The sequence below is a fragment of the Serratia sp. ID 25-353 genome (assembly GCF_054792795.1).
In genome coordinates this window covers 924,908-949,160 of sequence record NZ_CM139236.1, presented here as the reverse complement: position 1 = coordinate 949,160, position 24,253 = coordinate 924,908, and the positions used below count along the sequence as shown (strand labels likewise).

The 24,253-nt window shown below is 61.2% G+C and carries 23 protein-coding genes and 1 tRNA gene; 6 read left to right on the top strand and 18 right to left on the bottom strand.

Annotation, left to right across the window (positions count from 1 at the left end):
• Positions 1-15: 15 nt before the first annotated feature.
• Genes ACYF6X_RS04465 through citC form a run of 7 tightly spaced genes read right to left on the bottom strand, consistent with a single transcriptional unit; the run spans position 16 to position 6,709 of the window.
• On the bottom strand, positions 16-1,479 hold the full coding sequence (locus ACYF6X_RS04465; protein WP_004940821.1) for an anion permease: 1,464 nt from the start codon (positions 1,477-1,479) through the stop codon (positions 16-18).
• A 25-nt stretch (positions 1,480-1,504) separates the two neighbouring features.
• Positions 1,505-2,389, bottom strand: a complete 885-nt coding sequence (citG, locus tag ACYF6X_RS04460; RefSeq protein ID WP_130017200.1) for a triphosphoribosyl-dephospho-CoA synthase CitG — start codon at positions 2,387-2,389, stop codon at positions 1,505-1,507.
• Positions 2,370-2,918 carry a citrate lyase holo-[acyl-carrier protein] synthase gene (gene citX / locus ACYF6X_RS04455; RefSeq protein ID WP_063989208.1) on the bottom strand — a complete coding sequence of 183 codons (549 nt, stop codon included), beginning with the start codon at positions 2,916-2,918 and terminating at the stop codon, positions 2,370-2,372. Before citX ends, citG begins: the two co-directional genes overlap by 20 nt.
• A gap of 3 nt (positions 2,919-2,921) precedes the next feature.
• Positions 2,922-4,427: a citrate lyase subunit alpha gene (citF, locus tag ACYF6X_RS04450; protein WP_130017267.1), complete on the bottom strand. Its 1,506-nt coding sequence runs from the start codon at positions 4,425-4,427 to the stop codon at positions 2,922-2,924.
• On the bottom strand, positions 4,427-5,347 hold the full coding sequence (gene citE / locus ACYF6X_RS04445) for a citrate (pro-3S)-lyase subunit beta (protein ID WP_130017199.1): 921 nt from the start codon (positions 5,345-5,347) through the stop codon (positions 4,427-4,429). The genes citF and citE overlap by 1 nt, the downstream gene beginning before the upstream one ends.
• Entirely contained in the window at positions 5,331-5,639 is a 309-nt protein-coding gene (gene citD / locus ACYF6X_RS04440; RefSeq protein ID WP_019452464.1) for a citrate lyase acyl carrier protein, read from the bottom strand. Before citD ends, citE begins: the two co-directional genes overlap by 17 nt.
• Entirely contained in the window at positions 5,639-6,709 is a 1,071-nt protein-coding gene (gene citC, locus ACYF6X_RS04435) for a [citrate (pro-3S)-lyase] ligase (RefSeq protein ID WP_130017198.1), read from the bottom strand. Before citC ends, citD begins: the two co-directional genes overlap by 1 nt.
• A 313-nt stretch (positions 6,710-7,022) precedes the next feature.
• On the opposite strand from citC, the gene dpiA reads away from it, so the two are divergent.
• The 3 genes from dpiA to ACYF6X_RS04420 all read left to right on the top strand — a co-directional run bounded on the left by dpiA (position 7,023) and on the right by ACYF6X_RS04420 (position 11,091).
• Complete coding sequence (dpiA, locus tag ACYF6X_RS04430) at positions 7,023-7,709, top strand: two-component response regulator DpiA (protein ID WP_021505854.1); 687 nt, start codon at positions 7,023-7,025, stop codon at positions 7,707-7,709.
• Positions 7,710-7,811: 102 nt separating this feature from the next.
• Positions 7,812-10,901, top strand: a complete 3,090-nt coding sequence (locus ACYF6X_RS04425) for a beta-galactosidase (RefSeq protein WP_406880015.1) — start codon at positions 7,812-7,814, stop codon at positions 10,899-10,901.
• A 114-nt stretch (positions 10,902-11,015) separates the two neighbouring features.
• Positions 11,016-11,091, top strand: a tRNA-Asn gene (locus tag ACYF6X_RS04420).
• 94 nt (positions 11,092-11,185) lie between these two features.
• Here the strand turns inward: ACYF6X_RS04420 and ACYF6X_RS04415 are convergent.
• The gene (locus tag ACYF6X_RS04415) at positions 11,186-12,019 is read right to left on the bottom strand and encodes an oxidoreductase (RefSeq protein WP_130017266.1); all 834 of its coding nucleotides are present in this window, start codon (positions 12,017-12,019) and stop codon (positions 11,186-11,188) included.
• 105 nt (positions 12,020-12,124) lie between these two features.
• Between ACYF6X_RS04415 and ACYF6X_RS04410 the strand changes: the two genes are divergently transcribed.
• Positions 12,125-13,045 (top strand): AraC family transcriptional regulator, encoded by a 921-nt coding sequence (locus ACYF6X_RS04410; RefSeq protein ID WP_130017196.1) that lies wholly within the window; start codon positions 12,125-12,127, stop codon positions 13,043-13,045.
• Between the two features lie 157 nt (positions 13,046-13,202).
• Here ACYF6X_RS04410 and ACYF6X_RS04405 read toward each other — a convergent pair whose 3' ends face one another.
• From ACYF6X_RS04405 to ACYF6X_RS04385, 5 genes are all read right to left on the bottom strand, one after another.
• Positions 13,203-13,781: an HD domain-containing protein gene (locus ACYF6X_RS04405; RefSeq protein ID WP_107226479.1), complete on the bottom strand. Its 579-nt coding sequence runs from the start codon at positions 13,779-13,781 to the stop codon at positions 13,203-13,205.
• 317 nt (positions 13,782-14,098) lie between these two features.
• Positions 14,099-15,085 carry an aldo/keto reductase gene (locus ACYF6X_RS04400; protein WP_130017195.1) on the bottom strand — a complete coding sequence of 329 codons (987 nt, stop codon included), beginning with the start codon at positions 15,083-15,085 and terminating at the stop codon, positions 14,099-14,101.
• A 25-nt stretch (positions 15,086-15,110) separates the two neighbouring features.
• Positions 15,111-16,139 carry an alpha/beta hydrolase gene (locus ACYF6X_RS04395; RefSeq protein WP_130017194.1) on the bottom strand — a complete coding sequence of 343 codons (1,029 nt, stop codon included), beginning with the start codon at positions 16,137-16,139 and terminating at the stop codon, positions 15,111-15,113.
• A 131-nt stretch (positions 16,140-16,270) separates the two neighbouring features.
• Entirely contained in the window at positions 16,271-17,488 is a 1,218-nt protein-coding gene (locus tag ACYF6X_RS04390; protein ID WP_107226482.1) for an MFS transporter, read from the bottom strand.
• 131 nt (positions 17,489-17,619) lie between these two features.
• Positions 17,620-17,970 (bottom strand): cyclophilin-like fold protein, encoded by a 351-nt coding sequence (locus tag ACYF6X_RS04385; protein WP_107226596.1) that lies wholly within the window; start codon positions 17,968-17,970, stop codon positions 17,620-17,622.
• Between the two features lie 233 nt (positions 17,971-18,203).
• Between ACYF6X_RS04385 and ACYF6X_RS04380 the strand changes: the two genes are divergently transcribed.
• A complete protein-coding gene (locus ACYF6X_RS04380) occupies positions 18,204-19,103 on the top strand; it encodes a LysR family transcriptional regulator (protein WP_107226483.1) in 900 nt (299 codons plus the stop codon).
• An 85-nt stretch (positions 19,104-19,188) separates the two neighbouring features.
• On the opposite strand, the gene ACYF6X_RS04375 is transcribed toward ACYF6X_RS04380, so the two are convergent.
• The gene (locus ACYF6X_RS04375) at positions 19,189-19,761 is read right to left on the bottom strand and encodes a hypothetical protein (RefSeq protein ID WP_130017193.1); all 573 of its coding nucleotides are present in this window, start codon (positions 19,759-19,761) and stop codon (positions 19,189-19,191) included.
• Between the two features lie 129 nt (positions 19,762-19,890).
• Between ACYF6X_RS04375 and ACYF6X_RS04370 the strand changes: the two genes are divergently transcribed.
• Entirely contained in the window at positions 19,891-20,781 is an 891-nt protein-coding gene (locus ACYF6X_RS04370; RefSeq protein ID WP_063989294.1) for a LysR substrate-binding domain-containing protein, read from the top strand.
• Here ACYF6X_RS04370 and ACYF6X_RS04365 read toward each other — a convergent pair.
• The 4 genes from ACYF6X_RS04365 to ACYF6X_RS04350 form a co-directional block, all read right to left on the bottom strand.
• Positions 20,778-21,506 carry a PA1136 family autoinducer-binding transcriptional regulator gene (locus tag ACYF6X_RS04365; RefSeq protein WP_063989293.1) on the bottom strand — a complete coding sequence of 243 codons (729 nt, stop codon included), beginning with the start codon at positions 21,504-21,506 and terminating at the stop codon, positions 20,778-20,780. The two genes, ACYF6X_RS04370 and ACYF6X_RS04365, sit on opposite strands and share 4 nt — an antisense overlap.
• Positions 21,503-22,378 carry a glyoxalase III HchA gene (gene hchA, locus ACYF6X_RS04360; RefSeq protein ID WP_063989292.1) on the bottom strand — a complete coding sequence of 292 codons (876 nt, stop codon included), beginning with the start codon at positions 22,376-22,378 and terminating at the stop codon, positions 21,503-21,505. The genes ACYF6X_RS04365 and hchA overlap by 4 nt, the downstream gene beginning before the upstream one ends.
• Before the next feature lie 101 nt (positions 22,379-22,479).
• Positions 22,480-23,247, bottom strand: coding sequence for an ABC transporter ATP-binding protein (locus ACYF6X_RS04355; RefSeq protein ID WP_063989291.1), 768 nt, complete (start codon positions 23,245-23,247; stop codon positions 22,480-22,482).
• Complete coding sequence (locus ACYF6X_RS04350) at positions 23,234-24,244, bottom strand: FecCD family ABC transporter permease (RefSeq protein WP_130017192.1); 1,011 nt, start codon at positions 24,242-24,244, stop codon at positions 23,234-23,236. The genes ACYF6X_RS04355 and ACYF6X_RS04350 overlap by 14 nt, the downstream gene beginning before the upstream one ends.
• Positions 24,245-24,253 lie beyond the last annotated feature (9 nt).

The following is a 24,253-nucleotide window of genomic DNA, read 5'->3' as shown; positions in this document are numbered from 1 at the left end:
CCGCGTGGCTTCAACTCAGTACCACAGGCTCATGATCGGCCAGCCGATCAGCAGCAGCGCGGCAATGTACACCACGCCGAGAATACCGCCCAGGCGCCAGTAGTCTTTCGACTTCACGTAGCCGCAGCCGTAGATGATCACCCCCGGCCCGGTGGCGTACGGCGTCAGCACGCCCATGATACCGATCGACAGCACCAGCAGCATCGACAGCTGCTCCATCGGCACACCCGGCAGCCCTTTGCCGACCGCCAGGATCACCGGCAGCATAGTGGCGGTGTGCGCCGACAGGCTGGCGAACAGGTAGTGGGCGAAGTAGAACACCAGCACCAGCGCCACCACCGTCATGTTCGGCGAGAAGCCGTCCAGGTGGGTGCTCATGGTCTGGGCGAACCAGTCGATAAAGCCGGAGCGCGTCAGGCCGTTGGCCATCACCACCAGCGTCGCCAGGTTAACCAGCGTGTTCCAGGCGCTGGAATATTTGGTGATCTCTTTCCACGACACCACGTGCAGCGCCAGCATCAGCGACACCGCCAACAGACACACCGCGGTGGCGTCCAGCATTTTGCCGCCGAACACCCACAGGCACAGGCTGAGCAGCACCAGGCCGATCAGGGTGTATTCCTTGCGCGTCAGCTTGCCCATTTCCCCCAGCGCGGTATCCGCCCAGGCGGCCACTTCGCTGCTGTGGGTCACGCCCGGTTTGTACAGGTAGTAGGAGATCAGCGGCGCGATGATCAGCAGCAGCAGGCCGACCGGCAGGAACGCCAGGAACCACTGCATCCAGCTGATGTGCACCCCGGCGATCTTGCCGACGAACTCGATGCCCAGCACGTTCGGCGCGGCGCCGGTGACGAACATCGAGGAGCTGATGCTGGTGCCGACCACCATCATCCACATCAGGTAACCGCCGATGCGGCGTGAGGAGGGATCGTTGGGGAAGGAATCGAACAGCGGCGGCAGGTTTTTCACCACCGGGAATACCGTGCCGCCGGTGCGCGCGGTGTTGGACGGCGTGAACGGCGCCAGCAGGATATCGATGATCACCACCGCATAGCCCAGCGTCAGCGTGCGCTTGCCCATGAACTTCACCAGGAACAGCGCGATGCGCCGCCCCAGCCCGGTGGCCTCGTAGCCCAGCGCGAAGATAAAGGCGCCGAACACCAGCCAGACGGTGGTGCTGGAGAAGCCCGCCAGCCCCCATTTCAGCGCCTCTTTACCTGCCTTGAAGCCCGGCTCCGCCAGCTCCTGCGCGCCGAACAGCACCCAGTTGGCGCTCAGCACGCTGACGGTCACTGCGATAAAGCTGATGGCGGTGGCCGGGATCGGCTCCAGAATCATGCCGACGATCATCGCCACGAAGATGGCGAAGTAGTGCCAGGCCTGCGGCGGCATGCCGTCGGGCACCGGTATCAATAACAGGATCGCGAGCACCGCCAGCGGCGCTATCGCTTTCCAGATCTTTTCCTGGGTTTGGGACATAGGGACTCTCCTGAAGGCTTGGTTATTATTCTTGGGCACCCAGCTGCGCCAGCAGCCAGGTCACTATCAACAGGTCGGCGCTGCCGCCGGGACTGAGGTTGCGGGCGATGCAGTCGGCATCGAAGCGCCGCAGGCGCGCCAGACCCGCCTCCCCCGCCGAGCCGCCCTGCGCCAGCAGCAATGCCGCCCGGCGCCGCAGCCAGCGCAGCCCGTGCAGGCCGCCGCGCGAGGCGACATTGGTGTCGTCGTTGTGGGCCATCAGCCACAGCAGGCTGTCCAGCAGCGCTCGCTGTTCGCCGCCGCCGGCGGCCAGCCGTCGCCGATACAGCGGCAGCGCGCCGTCAATGACCAGCCGGAAACCGGCCTCCGCCTCGCCGCGTGCGCCGCTCAGCCCGTGCGCGGCGAACAGCCGCTGGCCGGCGGTCTGCCCGGCGTTGTTGCGCCGCAGCTCGCGGTCCACCAGCCCCCGGCACATCGCCGCCACCTCGGCGCACAGCGCTTCGGCGTCGATGGCGCGGCCCTGCTGCTGCAGGCGGCCGAAGGCGGTGCACAGCAACCCGAGCGAGAACACGCTGCCCTTGTGGGTGTTAATGCCGCCGGTGGCGCGAAACATCTGGTTTTCGCAGGCCAGGCCGAGCGGCCGCAGCCGCGCCAGCTGCTGCTCTGCCGGCAAAGCCCCGTCTTCGCGCCCGCGTTGGATAAAGCGCGGCAGCCACACGCCGAGGGCGCGGGCGCTGCGATAGAAGTGCCCGAGATCCATGTCGCGGTGGGCGCCGGTGTTATGGCGATCCACCAGCCCCGGCTTGGGCGTGAGGTTGACCTCCACCAGCAACGCACGGAAAGCGGCGCGGGCGAAGTCGCAGGCCGGTTCGGCACGGTGGGCAGGCAGGTTAATCGGCAGAGATCGCATCGTTGAACATCCTTTCCATTTCATGCAGCAACTGCTCGCTGCTGTGCCGCCGCTGGCGGGCGCAGATCTTGGCCGGTTGGCCGCACAGCAGGCAGCGCCGTTCCGGCAGGCCGATGTCGCGGCGCGACAAAATGCGCCCCTGCGTATCCAGCACGTCGATATCCCACAGCCGGCCGATCGGGCGGCTCACCTCCAGCTGCATGGCGCAGTCCTTCACCCGCTGGGCATCGGCGCGCAGCGCGACAAACCCTTCGCAGCCGGTGGCGAGCGCCAGCGCCTCGGCCTGCGGGCTGGGCCAACCCTGTTCGGCGCACAGCCGCAGCAACGCCGCCCACCCCAGATTGAAGATGCCGCGCGTCAGCGCGCTGTCCTTCACCGGGCCGGGCACCACCAGCGTCAGCACCAGCAGCGTGCACTGGTGCTGCGCCAGCCACGCCTGCTGCCGCGCCTGGCGGCATTCGCGGCTGGTGAGCAGCGCCGGCAGGCTGACCGCACGTTCGGCGGCCAGTTGGGGATCGACGGCGGCCATCGTTTACTCCGCCACCTGATGCACCACGTCGATCACCGAGCCGTCGCGGTAGCGAACCACCGCCACCACCTTGTCGGTAAAGGCGATCGGCTGCGGTTCGCCGGTCAGTTGCAGCGCGCGGGCGCGCAGCCAGTCGATGCTCACCACCTCGAGGCCGGCCTCCCGCAGGCGCTGCGCCAGCTCCGGCCGCGCCGGATTGACGGCGATGCCGTGGTCGGTCACCAGAATGTCGATGCTGGAGCCCGGCGTGACGCAGGTGGTCACCTGCTCTACCAGCGTCGGGATGCGCCCGCGCACCAATGGCGCGACGATGATCGCCAGCCGCGCGGCGGCGGCGGTGTCGCAGTGGCCGCCGGACGCACCGCGCAGCACGCCGTCGGAGCCGGTCAGCACGTTAACGTTGAAGCCGGTGTCGATTTCCAGCGCGCTCAGCACCACCACGTCGAGCCGATCGACCGACGCGCCCTTGGAACTGAAGTTGGCGTACTGGTTGGCGCTGATTTCGATATGGCGCGGGTTGCGCGCCAGCGAGGTCGCCGCCGCCCGATCGAAGCTCTGCACGTCCAGCAGCTTGCCGATCAGCCCTTTCTCGTGCAGATCCACCATGGTCGAGGTGATGCCGCCAAGGGCGAACGCGGCGCGAATGCCGCGGGCGCGCATCTTGTCCTCCAGGAACCGGGTCACCGCCAGCGAGGCGCCGCCGGTGCCGGTTTGCAGCGAGAAGCCTTCGGTGAAGTAGCCGGAACCGGCGATCACCTCGGCGGCGCGGCGGGCGATCAGCAGCTCGCGCGGGTTCGAGGTCATGCGCGTGGCGTCGGCGCCGATCTTGTCGGCGTCGCCCACCCGCTCCAGCTGCACGATCAGATCCACCCGATCCTGCGCCAGGCTGGCGGGATGATGCGGATACGGCACCAGTTGCTCTGTCAGCAGCACCACGGTGCCCGCCGCCTCGGCGTCCACCCGCGCATAGCCGAGCGAGCCGCAGCAGGCTTCACCGCTGTAACCGTTGGCGTTGCCGAACTCATCGCAGGCCGGCACGCCGAGGAAGGCCACGTCTATCTTCAGCTCGCCGGATTCGCTCAGGTTGACCCGGCCGCCGTGCGAGTGAATTTGCACCGGCTCCGCCAGCAGGCCGCGCGAAACGGCGTCCGCCAGCGGGCCGCGCAGCCCGGAGGTGTAAATGCGGCTCACCACGCCGTGGCGGATATGCTCAACCAGCGGCGCATGGCAATCGGTCAGCGAGCTGGAGGCCAGCGTCAGGTTGCGGAACCCCATCGCCGCCAGCGTCTCCATCACCTGATTGAGCGTCAAATCGCCGCCGCGAAACGCATGGTGGAAGGAAATGGTCATGCCGTCCTGCAGCCCGCTGCGGCGCACCGCTTCCTGCAAGGAGTCGCACAGCTTGAGATCGCGCGGTTTGCGCGCCTGCAGGTTGGCTTTGGATACGTCCTGATAGCCCGGCAGATCCGCCGGGTTGGCGAAGGTCATCAATCGTTGTTGGCGGTTCATCATGCATCCTCCCCGTGCTGCGCCGGTTCTTCCCGTAAGCCGGACAGCGCGGCGCGCTCCAGCACCAGCCGGGCGCGTTCAATCACCGGGCTGTCGACCATTTTTCCGTTGAGCGACACCACGCCACGCCCCTCCCGCTCCGCCGCTTCGGCGGCGTCCACCACCCGCTGCGCGTGCGCCACCTCTTTGGCGGTCGGCGCGTACAGGTTGTGCAGCAGCTCAATCTGGCGCGGGTTGATCAGCGATTTGCCGTCGAAGCCGAGCTGTTTGATCAGCGCCGCTTCCTGCAGGAAGCCGGCCTCGTTGTTGGCGTCGGAATAGACGGTGTCGAACGCCTGAATGCCGGCGGCGCGCGCCGCCTGCAGCAGCGAGCAGCGGGCGAACAGCAGCTCGATGCCCTCCGGCGAGCGCTCAGTGCGCAGGTTGCGCACGTAGTCTTCCGCCCCCAGCGCGATGCCGATAAGCCGCGGCGAAGCGTGCGCGATCGCCACCGCGTTGGTGATGCCCTGCGCCGATTCGATCGCCGCCAGCAGCCCGGTGCTGCCGACCGGCCGGCCGCAGGCCGCTTCGATGGCGGCAATCTCGCGTTCCATATCGATAACGTCCTGCGCGCTGTCGGTCTTCGGCAGGCGCACGATGTCCGCGCCGCCGCGCACCACCGCCTGCAGGTCCGCCAGGCCGTAGGCGGAGTCGAGCGCATTGACGCGCACGATGGTTTCCACCTCCTGGTACAGCGGGTGCTGCAGCGCGTGGTACACCAGCCGGCGCGCCGCGTCTTTTTCACGCAGGATCACCGAGTCTTCCAGATCGAACATCAGGGCATCGGCCTGGTAGATAAAGGCGTTACTGACCATCGCCGCGTTGGCGCCGGGAACGAACAGCATGCTGCGGCGCAGCCGGGTTTTATTCAGCGTTTTCATCTTTCGCCTCCCACGGCAGTTGGCCACCCTCGCAGGCGCGCATCAGCGCGGTTTCCAGCCGGGCGCGCAGCACGCAGTCCAGCGCGCCTTTGTCATCGACGATCACCTGCACCGGCTCCACCTCATAACGCTGCAGCACCTCCAGCAGGGTGTGGCGGATCGCCGCGCCGAACTGTTTTTCCACGCTGCTGGCGATCAACAGATCGTGCTGCGGCCCCTCGGCGGGCGCGATGCGCACCATGACATCGCTGGATTCCAGCGTGCCGGCCATTGCTTCTCGGATAATTTTCATCATTCACCTGATTGTGCGGACTCAAAAGGATGCGGGGCCGCCTTGGCCCGGCGCTGCGTTTGCAGATCCTGCAGGTAGTACAGGGTGTCCGGCGGCACCAGCGGCGCGGCGGCGTGGAAGTCCCCCGCCGCCAGCAGCTTGCGCACCCAGGAGGCGGAGATCGCCGTGCCCTGATATTGCAAACGCTCGATTTCCACCAGCGCGATCGGCGGGCTGGGCAGCGCCGGCGTTTCCAGCCAGTAGCGCATGTCGCGGTTGTATTTCGCGGTCACCGCGCAGAACGGCTCGTTGCCGACGAAGCGGTGCGTAATGCCCAGCGCGGGCGCCAGATACTGGCGGAAGATCTTCAGATCGATTTCGGTGTAACAGTCGTCGGCCACGCCCTGATCCTTGATGAAGTAACAGGGGAAGGTGGCGCGCGAGATCACGTACTGCGAGCCTTCGTGTACCGTGAGGTTGGGGATATCGGAAGTGCCGGCCAGCACCAGCCGGCGGCGGTCTTCATAGCTGAAGCGCGAGGTGTTTTCCTTCACCAGAAACAGGTGCAGCCAGTCGCAGCGTTTGGCCGCCTGACGCACCAGATACTGATGCCCGCGGGTGAAGGGGTTGGCGTTCATCACGATGCTGCCGATGGTGTCACCCGGCCGGCGCTGGCTCGCCAGCTGGGCGGCGTAGCGCTTCAGGCGGCACGGGCTGTTTTCCATCAGCACCACGATGCCCGGCACGGTGGCGATCGGGTAGAAACCGCACTGGCGGAACAGCGGTTCGTTCTGCACCTTGGTGTAGATAAACAGCTGGGTGTGGTGGCGCTCGTAGGCCAGGTTCACCAGCTCGGTCGCCAGCGCCAGCGCCAACCCTTCGCCGCGCATCAGCGGGCTGATGGCGACGCATTTGATAATATTGTCGGCGATGCCGCCGCAGGCGACCAATTTGTCGTGCTGGGTAACGGTAATAAATATTTCAACCGTGGTGTCGATATTCAGATCGTTACTGCGCAAGAAGGCGCTTATTTCCGAAATCGCTTTATGATCCGATCGCTTTACCCGATTAAATACGGCATCGCCTAACATAACACGCTCTCTGGGTTAACTGGCAAACAACAAATTAAATACAAAAATGCATTTTAATTAACATTAAGCAAGATAATTAAAACCTTAAAAACCATGAAGATAAACGCCGATTCGCGTTCGATAAATCAATGGTAAACAGAAAAAAAACGCCGATTATTGACCTATTTCACAAACCGATTCCGGTTAATAAGTTATTTAATGTTCTTTATTTGCTTAATTAATCTTATGGTGTTTATTATTGAGATAATCTTTATTTGGCGCCGCAATTTACTTACATTCATTTAGCATCTTGATTGCAATAGTAGGTTTCATTATGGAATGGCTGAACATCCTGATCGTTGAAGACGAAACGCCGCTGGCGGAAATGCACGCGGAGTTTATCCGCCAGAACGGCGGCTGCCGCCAGATTTGGCTGGCCGGCACCCTGGCGCAGGCGCGCGCCATGACCGAGCGCTTCAAGCCGGACCTGATCCTGCTGGACAACTTTCTGCCCGACGGCCAGGGCATCACCCTGCTGCGCGAACTGACGCTAAGCGGGTATCGCGGCGGCATCGTGTTCATCACCGCCGCCAGCGACATGGCCACCGTGGCCGAGGCGTTGCGTTACGGCGTGTTCGACTACCTGATCAAACCGCTGGCCTATGACCGGCTGAGCCAGACCCTGCAGCGCTTCAGCCAACGCCGCGAAGCGCTGAAGGACAAAGCGCGCCTCAACCAGCGCCGCATCGACGAGATGTTCAACACCTACGCCCGCGGCGAACAGCAGGCAGCGCTGCCCGCCGGCATCGACGAGCTGACGCTGGGCAAGGTCCGCGCGCTGTTTGCCGAACCCGCCGCGCGCCACACCGCTGAAAGCGTTGCGCAAAAAATGGGGCTCAGCCGCACCACCGCGCGCCGTTATCTGGAGTTTTGCACCGCCGCGCAGCAGCTGCGCGCCGAGATCATTTACGGCAAGGTCGGCCGCCCGCAGCGGATCTACCGCGCCGGCGAACCGCATTAACGGTTATTTGATCGCCCTTGCAAGGTTGCGTGTAACCGCTTTACTTTTTATGCGCCGGTCAGCATCTTGGTGAGCATCACCTAGCCGACTGGACGATCGCCGATGCCCGCTGCGCCCCTTGCTTCCCTGACCGAGATCCTCGCCCGCCGTGACTGGCAAAACCCGGCCTGCACCCACTCCCGCCGGCTGGACGCCCACCCGCCGTTCGCCAGCTGGCGCACGCTGGAAGACGCGCGCGACGATGCCCCCAGCGCCAGCCGCAGGTCGCTGAACGGCGAGTGGCGCTTCAGCTATTTCCCGCGCCCAGAGGCGACGCCGGAAGGCTGGCTGCAGCAGGATCTGCCGGACGCCGCCCCGCTGGCGGTGCCGGGCAACTGGCAGCTCGCCGGCTACGATGCGCCGATCTATACCAACGTGCGCTACCCGTTCCCGGTCGATCCGCCGCGCGTGCCGGAAGACAACCCGACCGGCTGCTACTCGCGCACCTTCAGCGTCGATCCGGCCTGGCTGGCCGCCGGCCAGACGCGCGTCATCTTCGACGGCGTCAACTCGGCGTTCTATTTGTGGTGCAACGGCCACTGGGTCGGCTATTCGCAGGACAGCCGCCTGCCGGCGGAGTTCGATCTCAGCCCGTGGCTGCAGCCGGGAGAAAACCGGCTGGCGGTGATGGTGCTGCGCTGGTGCGACGGCAGCTATCTCGAAGATCAGGACATGTGGCGCATGAGCGGCATCTTCCGCGACGTCAGCCTGCTGCACAAACCCGCCGCGCACCTGAGCGATGTGCGCATCACCACGCCGCTGCATGACCGCTTTACCCGCGGCGAACTGGTGGTGACGGCGCGCGCCAGCCGGCCCGGCCCGCTGCAGGTGCAGGTTCAGCTGTGGCGCGATGGCGCGCGGGTGGCCGAACGCACCCAGCCACTCGGCAGCGAGATCGTGGACGAGCGTGGCGCCTATGACGATCGCGTCACGCTGCGTCTGCCGGTAGAACGCCCGGCGCTGTGGAGCGCCGAAACGCCCACGCTGTATCGCGCTACCGTCGCCCTGCTCTCACCCGAGGGGGAGATTATCGAGGTGGAGGCCTATGACGTCGGCTTCCGCCAGGTGGACATCAGCGGCGGGTTGCTGAGGCTCAACGGGCAGCCGCTGCTGATCCGCGGCGTTAACCGCCACGAGCATCATCCGCGCCACGGCCAGGTGATGGACGAGGCGACGATGCGCCACGACATCCTGCTGATGAAACAGCACAACTTCAACGCGGTGCGCTGCTCGCACTATCCCAACCACCCGCTATGGTATCGGCTGTGCGACCGCTATGGGCTGTACGTGGTAGACGAAGCCAATATCGAGACCCACGGCATGCAACCGATGAACCGCCTGGCTGACGATCCGCTGTGGCTGCCGGCGATGAGCGAGCGCGTTACCCGCATGGTGCAGCGCGATCGCAACCACCCCTGCATCATTATCTGGTCGCTGGGCAACGAGTCCGGCCACGGCGTGAACCACGACGCGCTGTACCGCTGGGTGAAAAGCCAGGATCCGACCCGCCCGGTGCAATATGAAGGCGGTGGTGCCGACACCGCCGCCACCGACATCATCTGCCCGATGTATGCGCGGGTGGATCAGGATCAGCCGTTCCCGGCGGTGCCCAAATGGGCGATTGGCAAGTGGATCGGCCTGCCGGAGGAGCAGCGGCCGCTGATCCTGTGCGAATACGCCCATGCGATGGGCAACAGCTTCGGCGGCTTTGAGCGCTACTGGCGCGCGTTCCACCACTATCCGCGCCTGCAGGGCGGCTTTGTCTGGGACTGGGTCGATCAGGCGCTGATCAAGCGCGACGCCCAGGGCGAAGAGTACTGGGCCTACGGCGGCGACTTCGGCGATACCCCCAACGATCGCCAGTTCTGCCTGAACGGGCTGGTGTTCGCGGATCGCACTCCGCACCCGGCGCTGTTCGAAGCGCAGCGGGCGCAGCAGCTGTTCCGCTTCGCCTTCGACGCCGCCGCGCTGACGCTGACCGTCACCAGCGATTACCTGTTCCGCCACACCGACAACGAGCAGCTCAACTGGCGGCTGGAGCTGGACGGCGTGGAGCGCGCCAGCGGCAGCTTCGATCTGGCGCTGCCGCCGCAGGGCAGCGCTAGCTTCACCCTGCTCGATCGCCTGCCGATGCTGCATCAGCCCGGCGAGCTGTGGTTGAACGTAGAGGTGGTACAGCCGCAGGCCACCGACTGGTCCGAAGCGCACCACCGCTGCGCCTGGGATCAGTGGCGGGTGCCGCGCGCGCTGCATCCCGTGCCGCCGCCGCCGCAGGGCGTGCCGCCCACGCTGATTGAAGACGATCGGGGGCTGACCCTGACCCACGGCGACCAGCGCTGGCGCTTCGAGCGCAGCAGCGGCCACCTGACGCAGTGGTGGCAGAATGAGCAACCGCAGCTGCTGACGCCGCTACGCGACGGCTTTGCGCGCGCGCCGATCGATAACGACATCGGCGTCAGCGAGGCGGACCATATCGATCCCAACGCCTGGGTCGAACGCTGGAAGCTGGCGGGCCTGTACCGGCTGGAGGAACGCTGCACGCGGCTGCAGGCCGACGCGCTGCAAAACGGCGTGCAGGTGGTGAGCGAACACCAGTTCGGCGTGGACGGACAGATTTTGCTGTTCGGCCGCAAACAGTGGCTGTTCGATGCGCTGGGCGCGGTGAGCGTAAACGTGGAGGTCGAGGTGGCCGATACTCTGCCGCCGCCGGCGCGCATCGGCCTGCACTGCCAACTGGCGACGGTGCAACCGCAGGTGGAATGGCTGGGCCTGGGCCCGCACGAGAACTACCCGGATCGCCGCCTGGCCGCGCAGCACGGGCGCTGGCGCCTGCCGCTGGCGGATCTGCACACGCCGTATCTTTTCCCCGGCGAGAACGGGCTGCGCTGCGACACCCGTAGCCTGCGCTACGGCGGCTGGCGCATCGACGGCCGCTTCCACTTCTCGCTCAGCCGCTACGGCCTGCAACAGCTGATGGCCTGCAGCCACCAGCATCTGCTGCAGCCGGAAGCAGGCACCTGGCTGCATCTGGACGGCTTCCACATGGGGGTGGGCGGCGACGATTCCTGGAGCCCGAGCGTGCACCGGGATGACCTGCTCACCGCCGGCGTTTACCGCTATCAGCTGCGCCTGCAGCGGGCGCCCGAGGGCTAAATCTGCCAAAAAACTCAACGGGTTGCGCATTCTGTAAGCAAACAGTCACAGAATGTGTAATCCGCCTTTGACATGCCGACGGTGCCTCGCTATTATTCGCCCCGTTCACACGATTCCTCTGTAGTTCAGTCGGTAGAACGGCGGACTGTTAATCCGTATGTCACTGGTTCGAGTCCAGTCAGAGGAGCCATATTTAGAGAAGCCCGCTCAGGGAAACCTGAGCGGGCTTTTTGCTGTTGGACGGTCATCATCGATGATCCCCGACACTCTCTACCCGAAACCGTTCAGCCATCCGTTGAACGGGTAAGTTTCTCCCATTGTTCAATTTCCTGACCTAACGCCTCGAGCTTTTGCCGCACTAAACTTAATGCGTCGCTGCCTAACAACAGATGCGTTGGCGGGTTCCGGCTCTCGATCAATGCCAGCATGGCGTGAGCCGCCTTCACCGGATCGCCGAGTTGCTTACCGCTTTTTTCCTGACGCGCCTGACGAACAGGTTCAAATAACGCGTCATAGTCAGGGTGACGGCGAGGGCTGCGCACCATTGAACGCCCGGCCCAGTCCGTTCGAAACGAGCCGGGCGCCACGGCGGTCACGTGTAGGTTGAACGGGGCAAGCTCTTTACTTAACGTTTCTGATATCCCTTCCAGTGCAAATTTGCTGCCGCAGTAATAGCTGATACCGGGCAAGGTAATGAAACTGCCCATTGAGGTGATATTGATAATGTGGCCGCGACGGCGCTGGCGCATGCCCGGCAGCACGGCTTTGATCATCGCCACCGCGCCAAACACATTGACGTCAAACTGGCGGCGCAGCTCTGCAAGCGGGGATTCTTCCAGAATGCCTTCATGGCCGTAACCGGCATTGTTCACCAGCACATCTATCGGACCGACGGCGGACTCTATCTCTCCAACCACCTCATCAATACGCTCAACGTCCGTGACATCAAGCAGATAGCCAAAAGCCCGCTGCGTATCGAGCGCGCCGAAAGCCTGCAGCGCTTCGCTGTTGCGCACCGTCCCTATAACACGATGCCCGACGGCGAGGGCTTCGCGCGCCAGCGCCTGACCAAAGCCACTGCTGACGCCGGTGATTAAAATCGTTTTTGCAGATGCCATAAAAAGAACTCCCATGAACCATGAAGATTGCATGGTATTCTCTGATCTGCCGCATTTTTAGGCCGTATCTTCTCTTTTTCTTGCCTGATTTTATGAGGCGGTGGGATGTCCGACATGATTGCCCTGATGAATAGACTTGCGGTGCAAGAGGGATACAACCTCACTGCCCTACCTGATGTGCGAATTTTGCGTTCCGATCGCCCGCTTGCCAGAACGCCGGTGCTTTACGATCCGGGGATCGTGATTGTCTGCCAGGGCAGCAAACGCGGCTATTTCGGTCAACAGACCTATTTATATGATGAGCAGCACTACCTGGCGGTTTCGGTGCCGGTGCCGTTTGTGATGGAAACCGATGCGTCGGCAGCACATCCGCTGCTGGCGATTTATATGCATCTGGATTTTCAGCTTGCCGCGGAACTGATGTTGCAGATTGAACAGCATGGCGCCCCGCATCCTCCCGTCGCGCCGCAAAGCATGATGTCGAGCCCCATGGACGGCGCGGTAAAAATGGCCGTTCTTCGCTTACTTGACGTCCTGACCAACCCGCTTGAGGCGGCGATCCTCGGCCCGGCGCGGGTGCGTGAACTCTACTTCCGCGTGCTGACAGGCGCACAGGGCAACGCAATGCGTGCCGCGCTGGCCTTGCAGGGCCAGTTTGGCAAAATCGGTAAAGCACTGCAGCACATCCATGCCGCTTACGCGGAGCCGTTAACGCTGACGCAGCTGGCGATGAGGGCCAGCATGAGCGTGCCGACCTTTCATAGCCATTTCAAAGCGATAACGCAGATGCCGCCGATGCAGTATGTGAAATCGGTGCGCCTGCACCAGGCACGGATGCTGATGGTGCGCCAACAAATCACCGCCGCCGCCGCGAGTTACGCCGTTGGCTATGAAAGCCCCTCGCAATTTAACCGCGAATTCAAGCGTCTGTTTGGCCTGCCACCGGCAGAGGAGATAAAACGCATGCAGCGTCACTTCGCCATTCCGCCCGCGCAGCCTGCCTCGGTATTTGTTTCGTCGCACTGAGGCTTATTTGGTATGGCGAAACTTTAGTTCGCTATGCGCGAAAAGCGGACGCTTCTAAAAGTAAGTATGCTGACTGATATCCGTTAGCCCAGACGTCCAGCGTCTGGTTCGGAACCTGCTCAAAATTTCGCATATTGATAGCCGCGTATCTTTCGGACTACAGTTGCGCACGCTCGGCAATTTTTTGGCGCGTATCCTCATCGAGGATTTCGCGCATTAACGTAAACAAGGGATGGGTGCTTGTGTACTCCTGACCATAGGTCAGATTGAATTCGTAATTGAAGTCTGGTGGATTAATCCCCTGGTTGTGCTGGAGGATAGTTTCGAGTTTATCGAGTGCCTTGACGACCCTGGCTTCCGGCGAGGCGGCATGCTCGTATTCTTGCCAAAGTGACAGAATTTCCTCCCGTTGCTTTTCACCAAGAGAATGTGTGAGATGCAACAGAGTGGCTTTCTCTTGTTCGCTCTTATCCGGATGCAGTTCTCGTTCTACAGCAGGAATGTCACCATGGATTGCTTCTCCCAGGTCGTGAACGAGACATATCTTAAGGATCCTGAGCATATCCATACCAGCGAGCTCGTTTTCAAAGATCATAGCCATCAGGCACAGGCGCCATGAGTGCTCGGCTGTACTTTCCGCTCTACCCGTAGATGAGTGCGCACTGCGTAGCACGCTTTTGAGTTTTTCTGCTTTCTGAAGGAAGGTCAGACGCCCTTTAATTTTCACGATATCCATGACTTGTCTCTCGTTATCCTATTTTGAATACGGAAATTCTATAGCCAGAGTGGTCCTGTATGATATGACTCGTCAACCCAGTATTGGCAGGAATTATACAAGAATTTGTAATATTAATAGGGAGGGGGTAGAGGCGGCCTTGAGCGAGGCACGTTAGCGCTAAGGTTCGCATTTAGCACGGAACGGACCGCCTGTAGCGCCGAAAGCGGACATCTAAGAATTGGTGCAGAGTAGAACATATTCATGTAATAAATAAATTTGACTGAAATAACATGATTACCGACCCGAAGGCCGGTCATTGTTAATACGGATAACGGTTACCATGCGTAGGCTTCAGGGGCTTCCCCGCCCGGTCCCGGCCAGATGGCATCCAGCCTTTTGAGCGTATCGCCTGAAAGGGACAACGTCAGGGCATTGAGATTCTGACGGAGCTGTTCAGCAGTGCGCGGGCCACTGAGCACAGCGGTAACCACGGGGTTCTGCAACAGCCAGGCCAACGCGACGTCTGACGGCGCCTCCCCCAACTCATCACACAGCGTTTCCCAGGCCTCCAGCTGCGGCCGCAAGCGATTGATCTGTGCCTGCAGCTGCGGTGTTGCCCGGCGGCCATCGGCAATTTTTTTCAGCACGCCACCTAGCATCCCCATCCCGACCGGGCTCCAGGGGATCAGGCCAATGCCGTAATGACGCAGTGCCGGAATGACTTCAAGCTCAACCGTTCGCTGGGTCAGGTTGTAAAGGCTCTGTTCCGATGCCAGCCCCAGCAGGTTGCGCGCATCAGCCGTGCACTGTGCGGTGGCAATATCCCAGCCGGCAAAGTTACTGCTGCCCACGTAGCTGATTTTACCCTCACGGATCAGCTGTTCCATGGCCTGCCAGATCTCCTCCCAGGGGGTGTTCCGGTCGATATGGTGCATCTGGTAGAGATCGATATGGTCCGTTTTCAGTCTTTTCAGGCTGGCCTCACAGGCCCGGCGAATATGGTAGGCGGACAGGTATTTGTCATTCGGGCCCGTGTCCATCGGCTGGTAAACTTTCGTGGCCAACACGATTCGGTCACGCTGGCCACTGAGCGCCAACCAGTTACCGATGATTTCTTCAGATGTCCCGTACCCCTTTGCCATATCCGGCGACTGCGGCCCGCCATAGACGTCAGCGGTATCGAAAAAGTTGATACCCGCATCCACGGCTTCATCCATGATCCTGAAGCTGGCCGGCTCATCCGTCAGCTCACCGAAATTCATGGTACCGAGACCGATGCGGCTCACCCGCAGGCCGGTACGACCCAGATGTTTATAGTTCATGTCAGATGCTCCTTAACTGAACGTGTTATTGCAGGTTCTTACGGAAAAAGTCTGTCAGTTTGTCAAAAGGGATCACGTCGGTACGATCATAGAGATCGACATGCCCTGCGCCCGGTACAACATAAAGCTCTTTAGGCTGACCGGCGCGTTTGAATGCATCCTCGCTGAACTCTTTTGAGTGAGCCCGATCGCCGGTGATAAACAACATCGGGCGCGGTGAAATGGTTTCAATATCGTTGAACGGATAGAAGTTCATAAACTTGCCGATACTGCTCAACATCGGTTTCGTCGTCAGTGCTTCTTTCTCACCCTTTGGGGTGTAACCACCGCGTTCGGTGCGGTAGAAATCAAAGAACTCACGCTGAATATCCGGCGTAGAAGCGTTCAATTTATTCACGGTGCCGGGAATATACACGGCCTCCCCCCCTTTGAACTCAGCAAAACGCTGCTCAATGGCTGACTGGATAAAGGACTTCCGCTGTTCAAGCGTCTGCGAACGATTAAGGCCGTGACGGAACGCAGCCCCCATGTCATACATGCTGACGGTAGCGATGGCTTTCATACGCGGGTCAATCTTCGCGGCACTGATAACGAAACTTCCGCTACCACAGATACCCAGCACTCCGATTTTTTCCGAATCAACAAACGGCTGTGTACTCAGATAATCAACCGCCGCGCTGAAATCATCCGCGTAGATTTCCGGTGAAATCAGGTGCCCCGGTTTGCCTTCGCTTTCCCCCCAAAATGAAAGATCGATAGCCAGCGTGATAAAACCCTGCTCCGCCAGCTTTTGAGCATACAGCGTTGAGCTTTGTTCCTTGACAGCCCCCATTGGGTGGCCAACGACGATCGCCGGCTTTTTGGCGTTCTGATTCATCGATTTTGGGATAAACAGGTTGCCGATCACGTTCATCTGATACTGGTTTTTAAAGGTCACTTTTTGCTGCGTCACCTTATCGCTTTTATAAAAATTATCGGCTCCACCGGACATATCCGCCGCAGAGGCGGCAAATGAACTGATGAGCAGCCCCAGAACTACCGTAAATTTCTTCATGATGGTCTCCTTATAATTAAGCCAGGGTGGCGTTATCCGAATGGCAGACACCGCAGAACGCGAAATCAATCTGCGCATCATGGGTGCCGCGGGCGCCATACGCCTTAACTGTCATGACATAACTCCTGGGTTTATGAATGGTCTCTGGCAGAGGTGTCTGCACGTGAGGTCAGGAAAATCAGCCCGGTCGCGATAAGCAGCATCGTGACGCTGGCCAGGAAAGTGCTCTGGTAGCCGTGGTGATCGAAAAGCAGCCCCCCTACCGTTGAACCTAGCGCAATGGATAACTGGACCATCGCCACCATCAACCCGCCGCCGGCTTCGGCATTCTGCGGAAAGGTACGCGGTACCCAAGCCCACCACCCCACCGGTGCACCGGTGGAAATCAGCCCCCACAACCCGAGCAGCACCATCACGATGGCCACCTGACTGCCAAAAGCGATCAGTGCCAACGCGGTGATGGCCATCAGCACCGGAATGGCTATCAGGGTCGAGTAGAAGCCGCGTTTCAGCACCCTGCCAATCAGCGTGGTGCCGATGAAACCCGCGACACCGATAACCAGCAGGATCAGGGTGACCACTGAAGCATCCACCTTCGTCACCGTTTCAAGGAAAGGCCGAATGTAGGTAAATAGCGTGAACTGCCCCATAAAGAAGATGCCGACGCCCAGCATGCCTAATGTGACCACTCGACGGCGAAACAGCGTGAAGACATTGCTGGCACCGGTACTCTGCCGGGTGACCTGCATGGAGGGCAGGCTGAACAACTGCCAGATAAACGCGACGATCGCGACCGGCACCAGACAAAAGAAGGCTCCGCGCCAGCCGATCACCGAACCGAGCCAACTGCCCAAAGGGGCCGCGATGACCGTGGCCAGTGCATTGCCGCTGTTAAAAATGGCCAACGCGAGCGGAACTCGGTGCACCGGAACCAAACGCATCGCCGTGGCAGCCGACATCGACCAAAATCCGCCGACCACGATGCCAATCAGGGCTCGACCGACCATATAGATCAGATAATTAGGAGCCATGGCAATGATTGCGCCGGAAACCGCCATAATGCAGGTCAGACCGAGCAGCAGGATTTTCCGGTTAAGCGTACCTGCCAGTACGGAAATAAACAGGCTGGTTACCACCGCAAATGCCCCGGAAATGGCAATCCCTTGGCCGGCCATCCCTTCGGTGACATTCAGAGTCTGCGCCATCGGCGTCAGCAGGCTGACGGGCATAAATTCGGAGGCGATCAGTGCGAAGACGCACAGTGTCATGGCAAAGACGCCGCTCCAGTGCGCGGGATGTTTTCCGCTTCCTGTGATGTTTTTTCTGTTCTCGTCTGTCTGGTTACTCATTGATGAATTTCTTTTCAGTGGTTAACACGATGTCAGCTTCCCCGCGCCCTCAGCTTTCCAAAAGGCGCTGATACGGCATAAGGGGATGGGACGGAGATAAGGGAAAAGCGCGGTGCGGAAGATGTTGCAGGTCAGTCTGCGGCCCTAATCTGTACCGCTAGCGGTCCGCGACGCTCCAGGGCTGGCAGTCCGGAATCGATTTTCCCTAGCGGGATCAGTGAACGGGCGTAAGGTCTGCCCTGGACAAAAATCGCCAGATTGCCCCACGGCGTATAGAAAGTGATATCCCCGGCTTCCGGCGTCATGCCGTCCGGTGCGTGTGCCGTGGAAAGCCTGCGTGGCAGATTGCTGATGCGCTCAATATCGGCATAGTCTTCCAGCGTCAGGCTGAGGGGAAGCAGTGACGCAAAATCCCGTCCCGTCGGCGTGTCAAAAAGGGTAGCGGTGGCGGTTTCTCCATCCACAATGATCTCAATTTTCATAAGCGTCTCCCGTGCTCCTCCTCGGTCATGGCCATCCGCCATAACGGACTGCGTGACGAAAAGCAGGCCGGCAAGGAGGGTCAGCAACAGTGACGTTCTGCGGTGGGCGTTTTGCATAAAGGTTAACGTTGACTTTTTCATTCCGTTATTGTTACCAATATGCAGCGGGTTAACTAGCTAATGAATACTTAATGCCCTTATAAGTAAAATTTATAAATAGACTGGAAATGAACATGGCCAGACGTAATCTCAACGATTTACTCTCTTTCATCACCGTGGCGCGGGAAGGCAGCTTTACACGCGCGGCCGCGCAGCTTGGTGTGACCCAGCCCGCACTGAGCCAGGCGATTTCCGGATTGGAAGAACGGATGCAAATCCGCCTGCTGACGCGAACCACGCGCAGCGTGTCAGTGACTGCTGCAGGGGAACGCCTGCTGCAGTCTGTGGGCCATCGCATTGATGAGATTGAGGCCGAGTTGGACATGCTGACGGCACTGCGGGATAAGCCTGCTGGGATCGTTCGGATTACCTGCGGGCCGAACGTGCTGAAAACCACCCTGCTGCCCAAACTGACACCGCTGTTACGCGAATATCCGGATATCCAAATTGAGTTCGACGCCAACCACGGGTTCCGGGACATCGTGGCGGACCGTTTTGACGCAGGTGTGCGGCTCGGAGACACCATCGACAAGGATATGATAGCCGTACCTATCGGTCCGAAAATGCGCATGGCAGCGGTGGCCGCCCCTGAATATTTCGCTCTTCATCCTGCCCCTCAAACACCACGCGATCTCACGCAACACATCTGTATCAATGAACGGATGGTGCGTTCCGGGAAAATATATGCCTGGGAATTTGAGCAGGCGAGCGGCAAGTTCAATGTCCGGGTTCAAGGACAATTAACTTTTAATACATCGGATCATGTTGTTGATGCTGCGCTGGCCGGGCTCGGGATTGCCTTTTTACCTGAAGAGGAATTTGGTTCGCATATTAGCGAGGGGCGTCTGATTCGAGTACTTGAACCCTGGTGCCTGCCATTTCCGGGTTACTATCTGTATTATCCCAGCCGTAAGCAACCGTCTCCGGCGTTTTCTCTCGTTGTTGATGCATTACGGATTAACCGAAAACTCTGATGCTGAAATTATCTGAATAATATCCCCACAAACACCAACAGGCCCGCCCCGTCCCCCAAGCAGGCCCTTGTCCCTCCGCAATGTCTCAGCCTCTATCCCGCTCTGCAACCCGCGCCATCAACGCCCCCAACAACGCCAGATCGACCAGCAACGCCAGCGCGAAACAGCTCCCTCTCGCGCCCGGTGCAGCGTAGGTTTGAATCAGCAAAGCGGCAACCCCCACGGCCACGATGGTCACCACCGTCGTCAGCCGGCACGCCACGGCGAACGCCGTTTTCTCCCCCACCGCCGTGCGGTAAGCTACGCCCTGCCCCAGGCCGCCGAGGGCGATGCCCGCCAGCAGAACCGGCCAGCCGTGGCCACCGAACAGCATCAGCAGCGTCAATAGCCATCCCGCCGCCGCCAGCAAAAAGCCATAGCGGAGCATAGCCAGCGCAGGCCGGTTCCGCAGCGGCTGCCAGCGGGCCAGCGCGGCGCCGCCGAGAAACGCCAGCGCCAATGCCGTCAGCAGCATCAGCGTTGCGCCGATGCCCAGCAGGCTTTCGGTCTTCAGCAGCAAGGCGCCCGCGGCCACCGGCACGCTGAGCGCCAAGGCGCTCGCCGCCGTTCCCGTGTGTTCCATGGCGCCTAAGGCGCCGTTGTTGATATAGAGGCTCATCGTTCACTCCCGACATGATGGAAATGATGAAATAAATTCATTTCCCTGTTCACATGTCAGTAGCCTATCTCTTGTATAATCGGTCAGACAAACTCATAGTTTTCAGCCTTAGATGAGAATAACTCAGCCATGAGAAAAACCCGTTTGCCGCCGCTGGGCGCGCTGCGCGCCTTCCACGCCGTGGCCGGCTGCCGCAGCTTCAAACTGGCCGCCGAGGCGCTGGGCGTCAGCGCGACGGCGGTCAGCCATCAGATCAAGCTGCTGGAATCGGTGTTGGAGTGCCGGGTGTGCGAGCGCAGCGCGCAGGGCGTCAGCCTGACCGAGACCGGCGAGATCCTGTATGCCGGCACCCAGCGCGCCTTTGCCGCGCTGGAGCAGTCCGTTGCCCAAATCACCCGCGCCCAGCAGCCGCCGGCGCTGACCGTCACCACCACCTCCAATTTTCTCACCCACTGGCTGGTGCCGCGCCTGGCGGATTTCAAGGCGGAGTTTCCCGCCATCGATCTTCGCCTGCACACCAGCGTCGAGCGGGTGGATCTCAACCAGCGCACCGTGGACGTCGCCATTCGCTACCGTGAAACGCCGGAAAGCGATCTGCACTGCACCCTGCTGCATGAGGACCGCTTTATCGTGGTGGCCAGCCCGGCGCTGGCGCTGGAGCGCAGCGAGGATTTGCAGCGGGTAACGCTGTTTCACGTGGCGCATCGGCAGGTGCCCGCCGACTCGCCGACCTGGGAAAACTGGCGGCGGCGCTACGGGCCGGAAGGGTTGAACGTGGAAGCCGGGCTGACCTTCAGCGATGAGACGCATGCGCTGCAGGCGGCGGTGGCGGGCCAGGGGGTGGTGATCGCCAGCCGGCTGCTGGCGCGCGATTTATTGCAGCGCGGCGTGCTGGCCGCGCCGTTCGAGACGGCGTTACCCGGCGCCAACTATTATCTGGTGGCCACCGAAGAAACCGCGCAGCGCCCCGATATCATTGCGCTGCGCGAGTGGCTGCTGCGGCAAATGGCGGCGGGCTAACGGCTCTCGGGGGCGATTTCCCCCAGGCGGATCGCCACGCTGATCGCCTGCGCGGTGGTGGCGGCGCCAAGGCGCTGGCGAATGCGCCGCAGGTGGTTTTCCACCGTGCGTTCAGACAGGCCGAGCATCGCGGCGATATCCGCCTGCCGCCGGCCGATGGCGGTCCAGCTCAGCACCTCGCGCTCGCGCGCCGACAACCGCCCCTCTCCCTCGCCGGCCGCCGGTGCGAACAGCCGCCGCGCCGCCTGAAAGGCCGCCGAGCCTACGAGCGACAGCGCCAGCCGCACCGGCGGCGAGGCATCGATGCGCTCGCCCCCCAGGCTGACGGCGCCCTCCAAACCGGCCGGGCCAAATATCGGGATCTGCACGCCGTGCAGGCCCGCGCCGCGCGGCGTGCGCACAATCCGGTAGCGCTCGCCCTGCTCCGCCCAGGTTTTGGTCCAGAAAAACGGCTCGCTGACCCGCAGCATGTGCCGGGTCACCGGGCAGTGCCGCACGTAGGTCAACGCATCGACGGCCTCGCCGTCGCCGAACCAGTCGCCCTCGACCCAATAGATATGCTCGATCCCCGCCTCCGCCGCGGCGGAAGCGGAAAACAGCACAAAGCGATCGAAGCCGAACGGCGCGGCGAAGGCGCGAACCCGCCCCTGAATGGCGGACAGGGTTCGCTCGTGGTCCATCGCCAGCGCCGCCTGGAAAGCGCGCTGTGCGATCTCGTCGCTCATCGCGCGGCGACGTCGGCCAACAGCGTCTCCGCCGCCAGCTTGCCGAGGTTGTTGGAGGCCAGCGGGCTGTCGCCGGTCAGCAGGCGCCGATCTTTATGCACCTTGCCGGTGATGTCGGCGTTGACGATCTTCACGCCCCGCTCGCGCAGGCGTTCGCCCACCAGCCAGGGCATCGGGCCGGGGATGTAGCCGATGTCGATGTTGGCGCCGGTATCGAGCGAGTCCGGGAACACGCACATTTCATAACCGCGATAGAGGAAATCGTCTTTGCTCTCGCCAATGCCCGCCGCCAGCAGGCCCGCCGGCCCGTGGCACAGCGAGATCACGTAGCGATCGTTGTCGTGCGCCCAGTGCAGGGTCTTTTTCACCTCTTCGCTGAACGGGATATCATTGAGCACGCCGTGGCCGCCGGGGATGAAAACGCCGAGGTAGTTGCCGCCGTCCAGATCCTTCACCACCTCCGTCAGCTTTTTCGGCTGCTTGAGTTGGCTGCGGTACTTCTCGTAGGTGGCCTTGACCGCTTCGTCTTCCTGCGGGAACGCCCACATCTCCAGCTTCACCGGATCGCCGGACGGCGTGGCGATGTCGATCTCGAAACCGGCCAGATCCAGGTGATACATCGGTAACAGCATCTCGACCGGGTGGTTGCCGGTAGAGAAGAACTTGCCGTTTTGCATCAGCAGGTAGCGCTCCTGCGAGGCGATCATCAGCACCTTCCACTTGCCGCCGCGATAGGCGTTCGGGTAGCTGGCGCCCGCGAAGTCGGTTTTGGACGAGGTGTACTGGCTGAGGGAGTAAGGCGATGGGAAGAACGCGTTGTCTTCCGCCACATCCGGGGTGGGATTACGATCGTTGGACACTGAATCAGTCATGATTATCTCCATATTCACCGTTACGTTGCCCTTTCAGCTTAAATAACCGCCGGCGGGGCCGCAATGAGGGATATCCCTCAAGCAATCTTTGCAGCCGAAACTCAGGCGAGATTGCGCAGAGCGATAATAAAGGTTTCTTCGCCGGCGCCCTGGTGTTCATAGTGGCACTTTCTTACCGGCACCCGAAAATAGCGCTCCAGGATATCTTCCCGCAGCACAGCGCTTTTAACGCCAAACAACGACTGCCGTTTTGTCATCAGTAAACACTTGTCGGAGATGCGTTCGGCGTAATTGAGGAAATGCGTATTCAGCACGATCGTCATCTGCCGCTCTTTGGCGAGGCGCCAGAGCATCTCGATCATTTTTGCCTGATTGTAAAAATCCAGGTTCGACTCCGGTTCATCAAGGATCATGACGTCAGGATCTGCCATCAGCGCCTTGGCGAAATAACACATCTGCAGTTCACCGCCGCTGATCTGATCGATGCTTTTCTGCGCCAACGGGCCGATTTCCAGGGATTGCAGCACCGCCTGCGCCCTGGCGAAATCGCGCTTTCCCGGCCGGGCAAACAGTCCGGCCTGACGAACGCAGCCGAAAGTGACAAACTCGAGTACGCCATAGGAAAAATGTGGCGCCTTCGCCTGCGGCACATAGGCCAGGCGCGCCTCTCGATTATCGACGCGGCCGATCTCGCACCAGCCGGCGCTGGGCCGACACAGGCCCGCGATATTTCTCAGCAACGTCGTTTTGCCGGCGCCGTTCGGGCCCAGCACGCTGAGGATCTCGCCGCGCTTAAGCTCGAAGCTGACGTTGTCGAAAATGGGCTCCCGCCCTTTGAAACCAAAGGATAGCCGGCTAGCGGTGATCATATCGATTGCCCATAATAAAAAGCGTGGCGAAAAGCGGCGCACCGATCAGCGCGGTCAGAATGCCGATCGGGATTTCTGCGTAGGTGGCGCCTCTGGCGATATTGTCTATCACCAGCAAAAACAACGCCCCGCTCAGCGCCGAGGCCGGGATCAGGCGGCCGTGGTTATACCCCAGCACGCTTCTCACCAGATGCGGGATCACCAAGCCGACCCATCCCACCACGCCGGCCAAGCTCACCGAGGCGGAAACCAGCAAGGAGGCGGCGATCAGCAGCAGGATCTTCAACCGGGGCGGATTCAGGCCGGCAATGCGCGCCTCGTCGTCCCCCAGCGAGAGAATGTTCATTTTCCACCTGAGCCGATAGATTGTCAGGTAACACGCCGCAAACAGCGGGATTAGCCAATAGACCTGCGCTTTCGCTACCGAAGCGAAGCTGCCCATCAGCCAGAAGACGATCGCCGGCAAGGTATCCTGCGGATCGGCGACATATTTTATGACCGAGACAAACGCGATAAACAACGACGCGATAATCATGCCGGACAGGATCGTCGTCAGCGCATCCTGCCGGCGTTTCAGACGGCAGATGCCGAGCACCAGCAGCAGGCTCACCACGCCGAAAAGAAACGACAGCATGGCACTCAGGGCAAAAGGCAAACTCAATAAAATGCCCAGCGCAGCGCCAAAGGCGGAGGCGGAAGACGTGCCCAGCACATCCGGGCTGGCCAACGCGTTTTTCAGCACCGCCTGAAAGGTCGCGCCGGCGACCGCCAACCCACCGCCCACCAGCATCACCGCCACCACCCGCGGCGCACGCAGGTTAAAAATCACCGAATAGCGGGCCTGGTTTTCCCCCGGCATGTTCCCCTGCCATAAAATCTGCACCACATCATGGGCCGACAAGGCGTAGCGGCCGGCAAACAGTGATGCGACGGCGGCCACACACAAGGCCAAAAACAGCCCCACCAGGATCGCCACATATTTTCCTCTGCCCGGCATCCCCAAGCT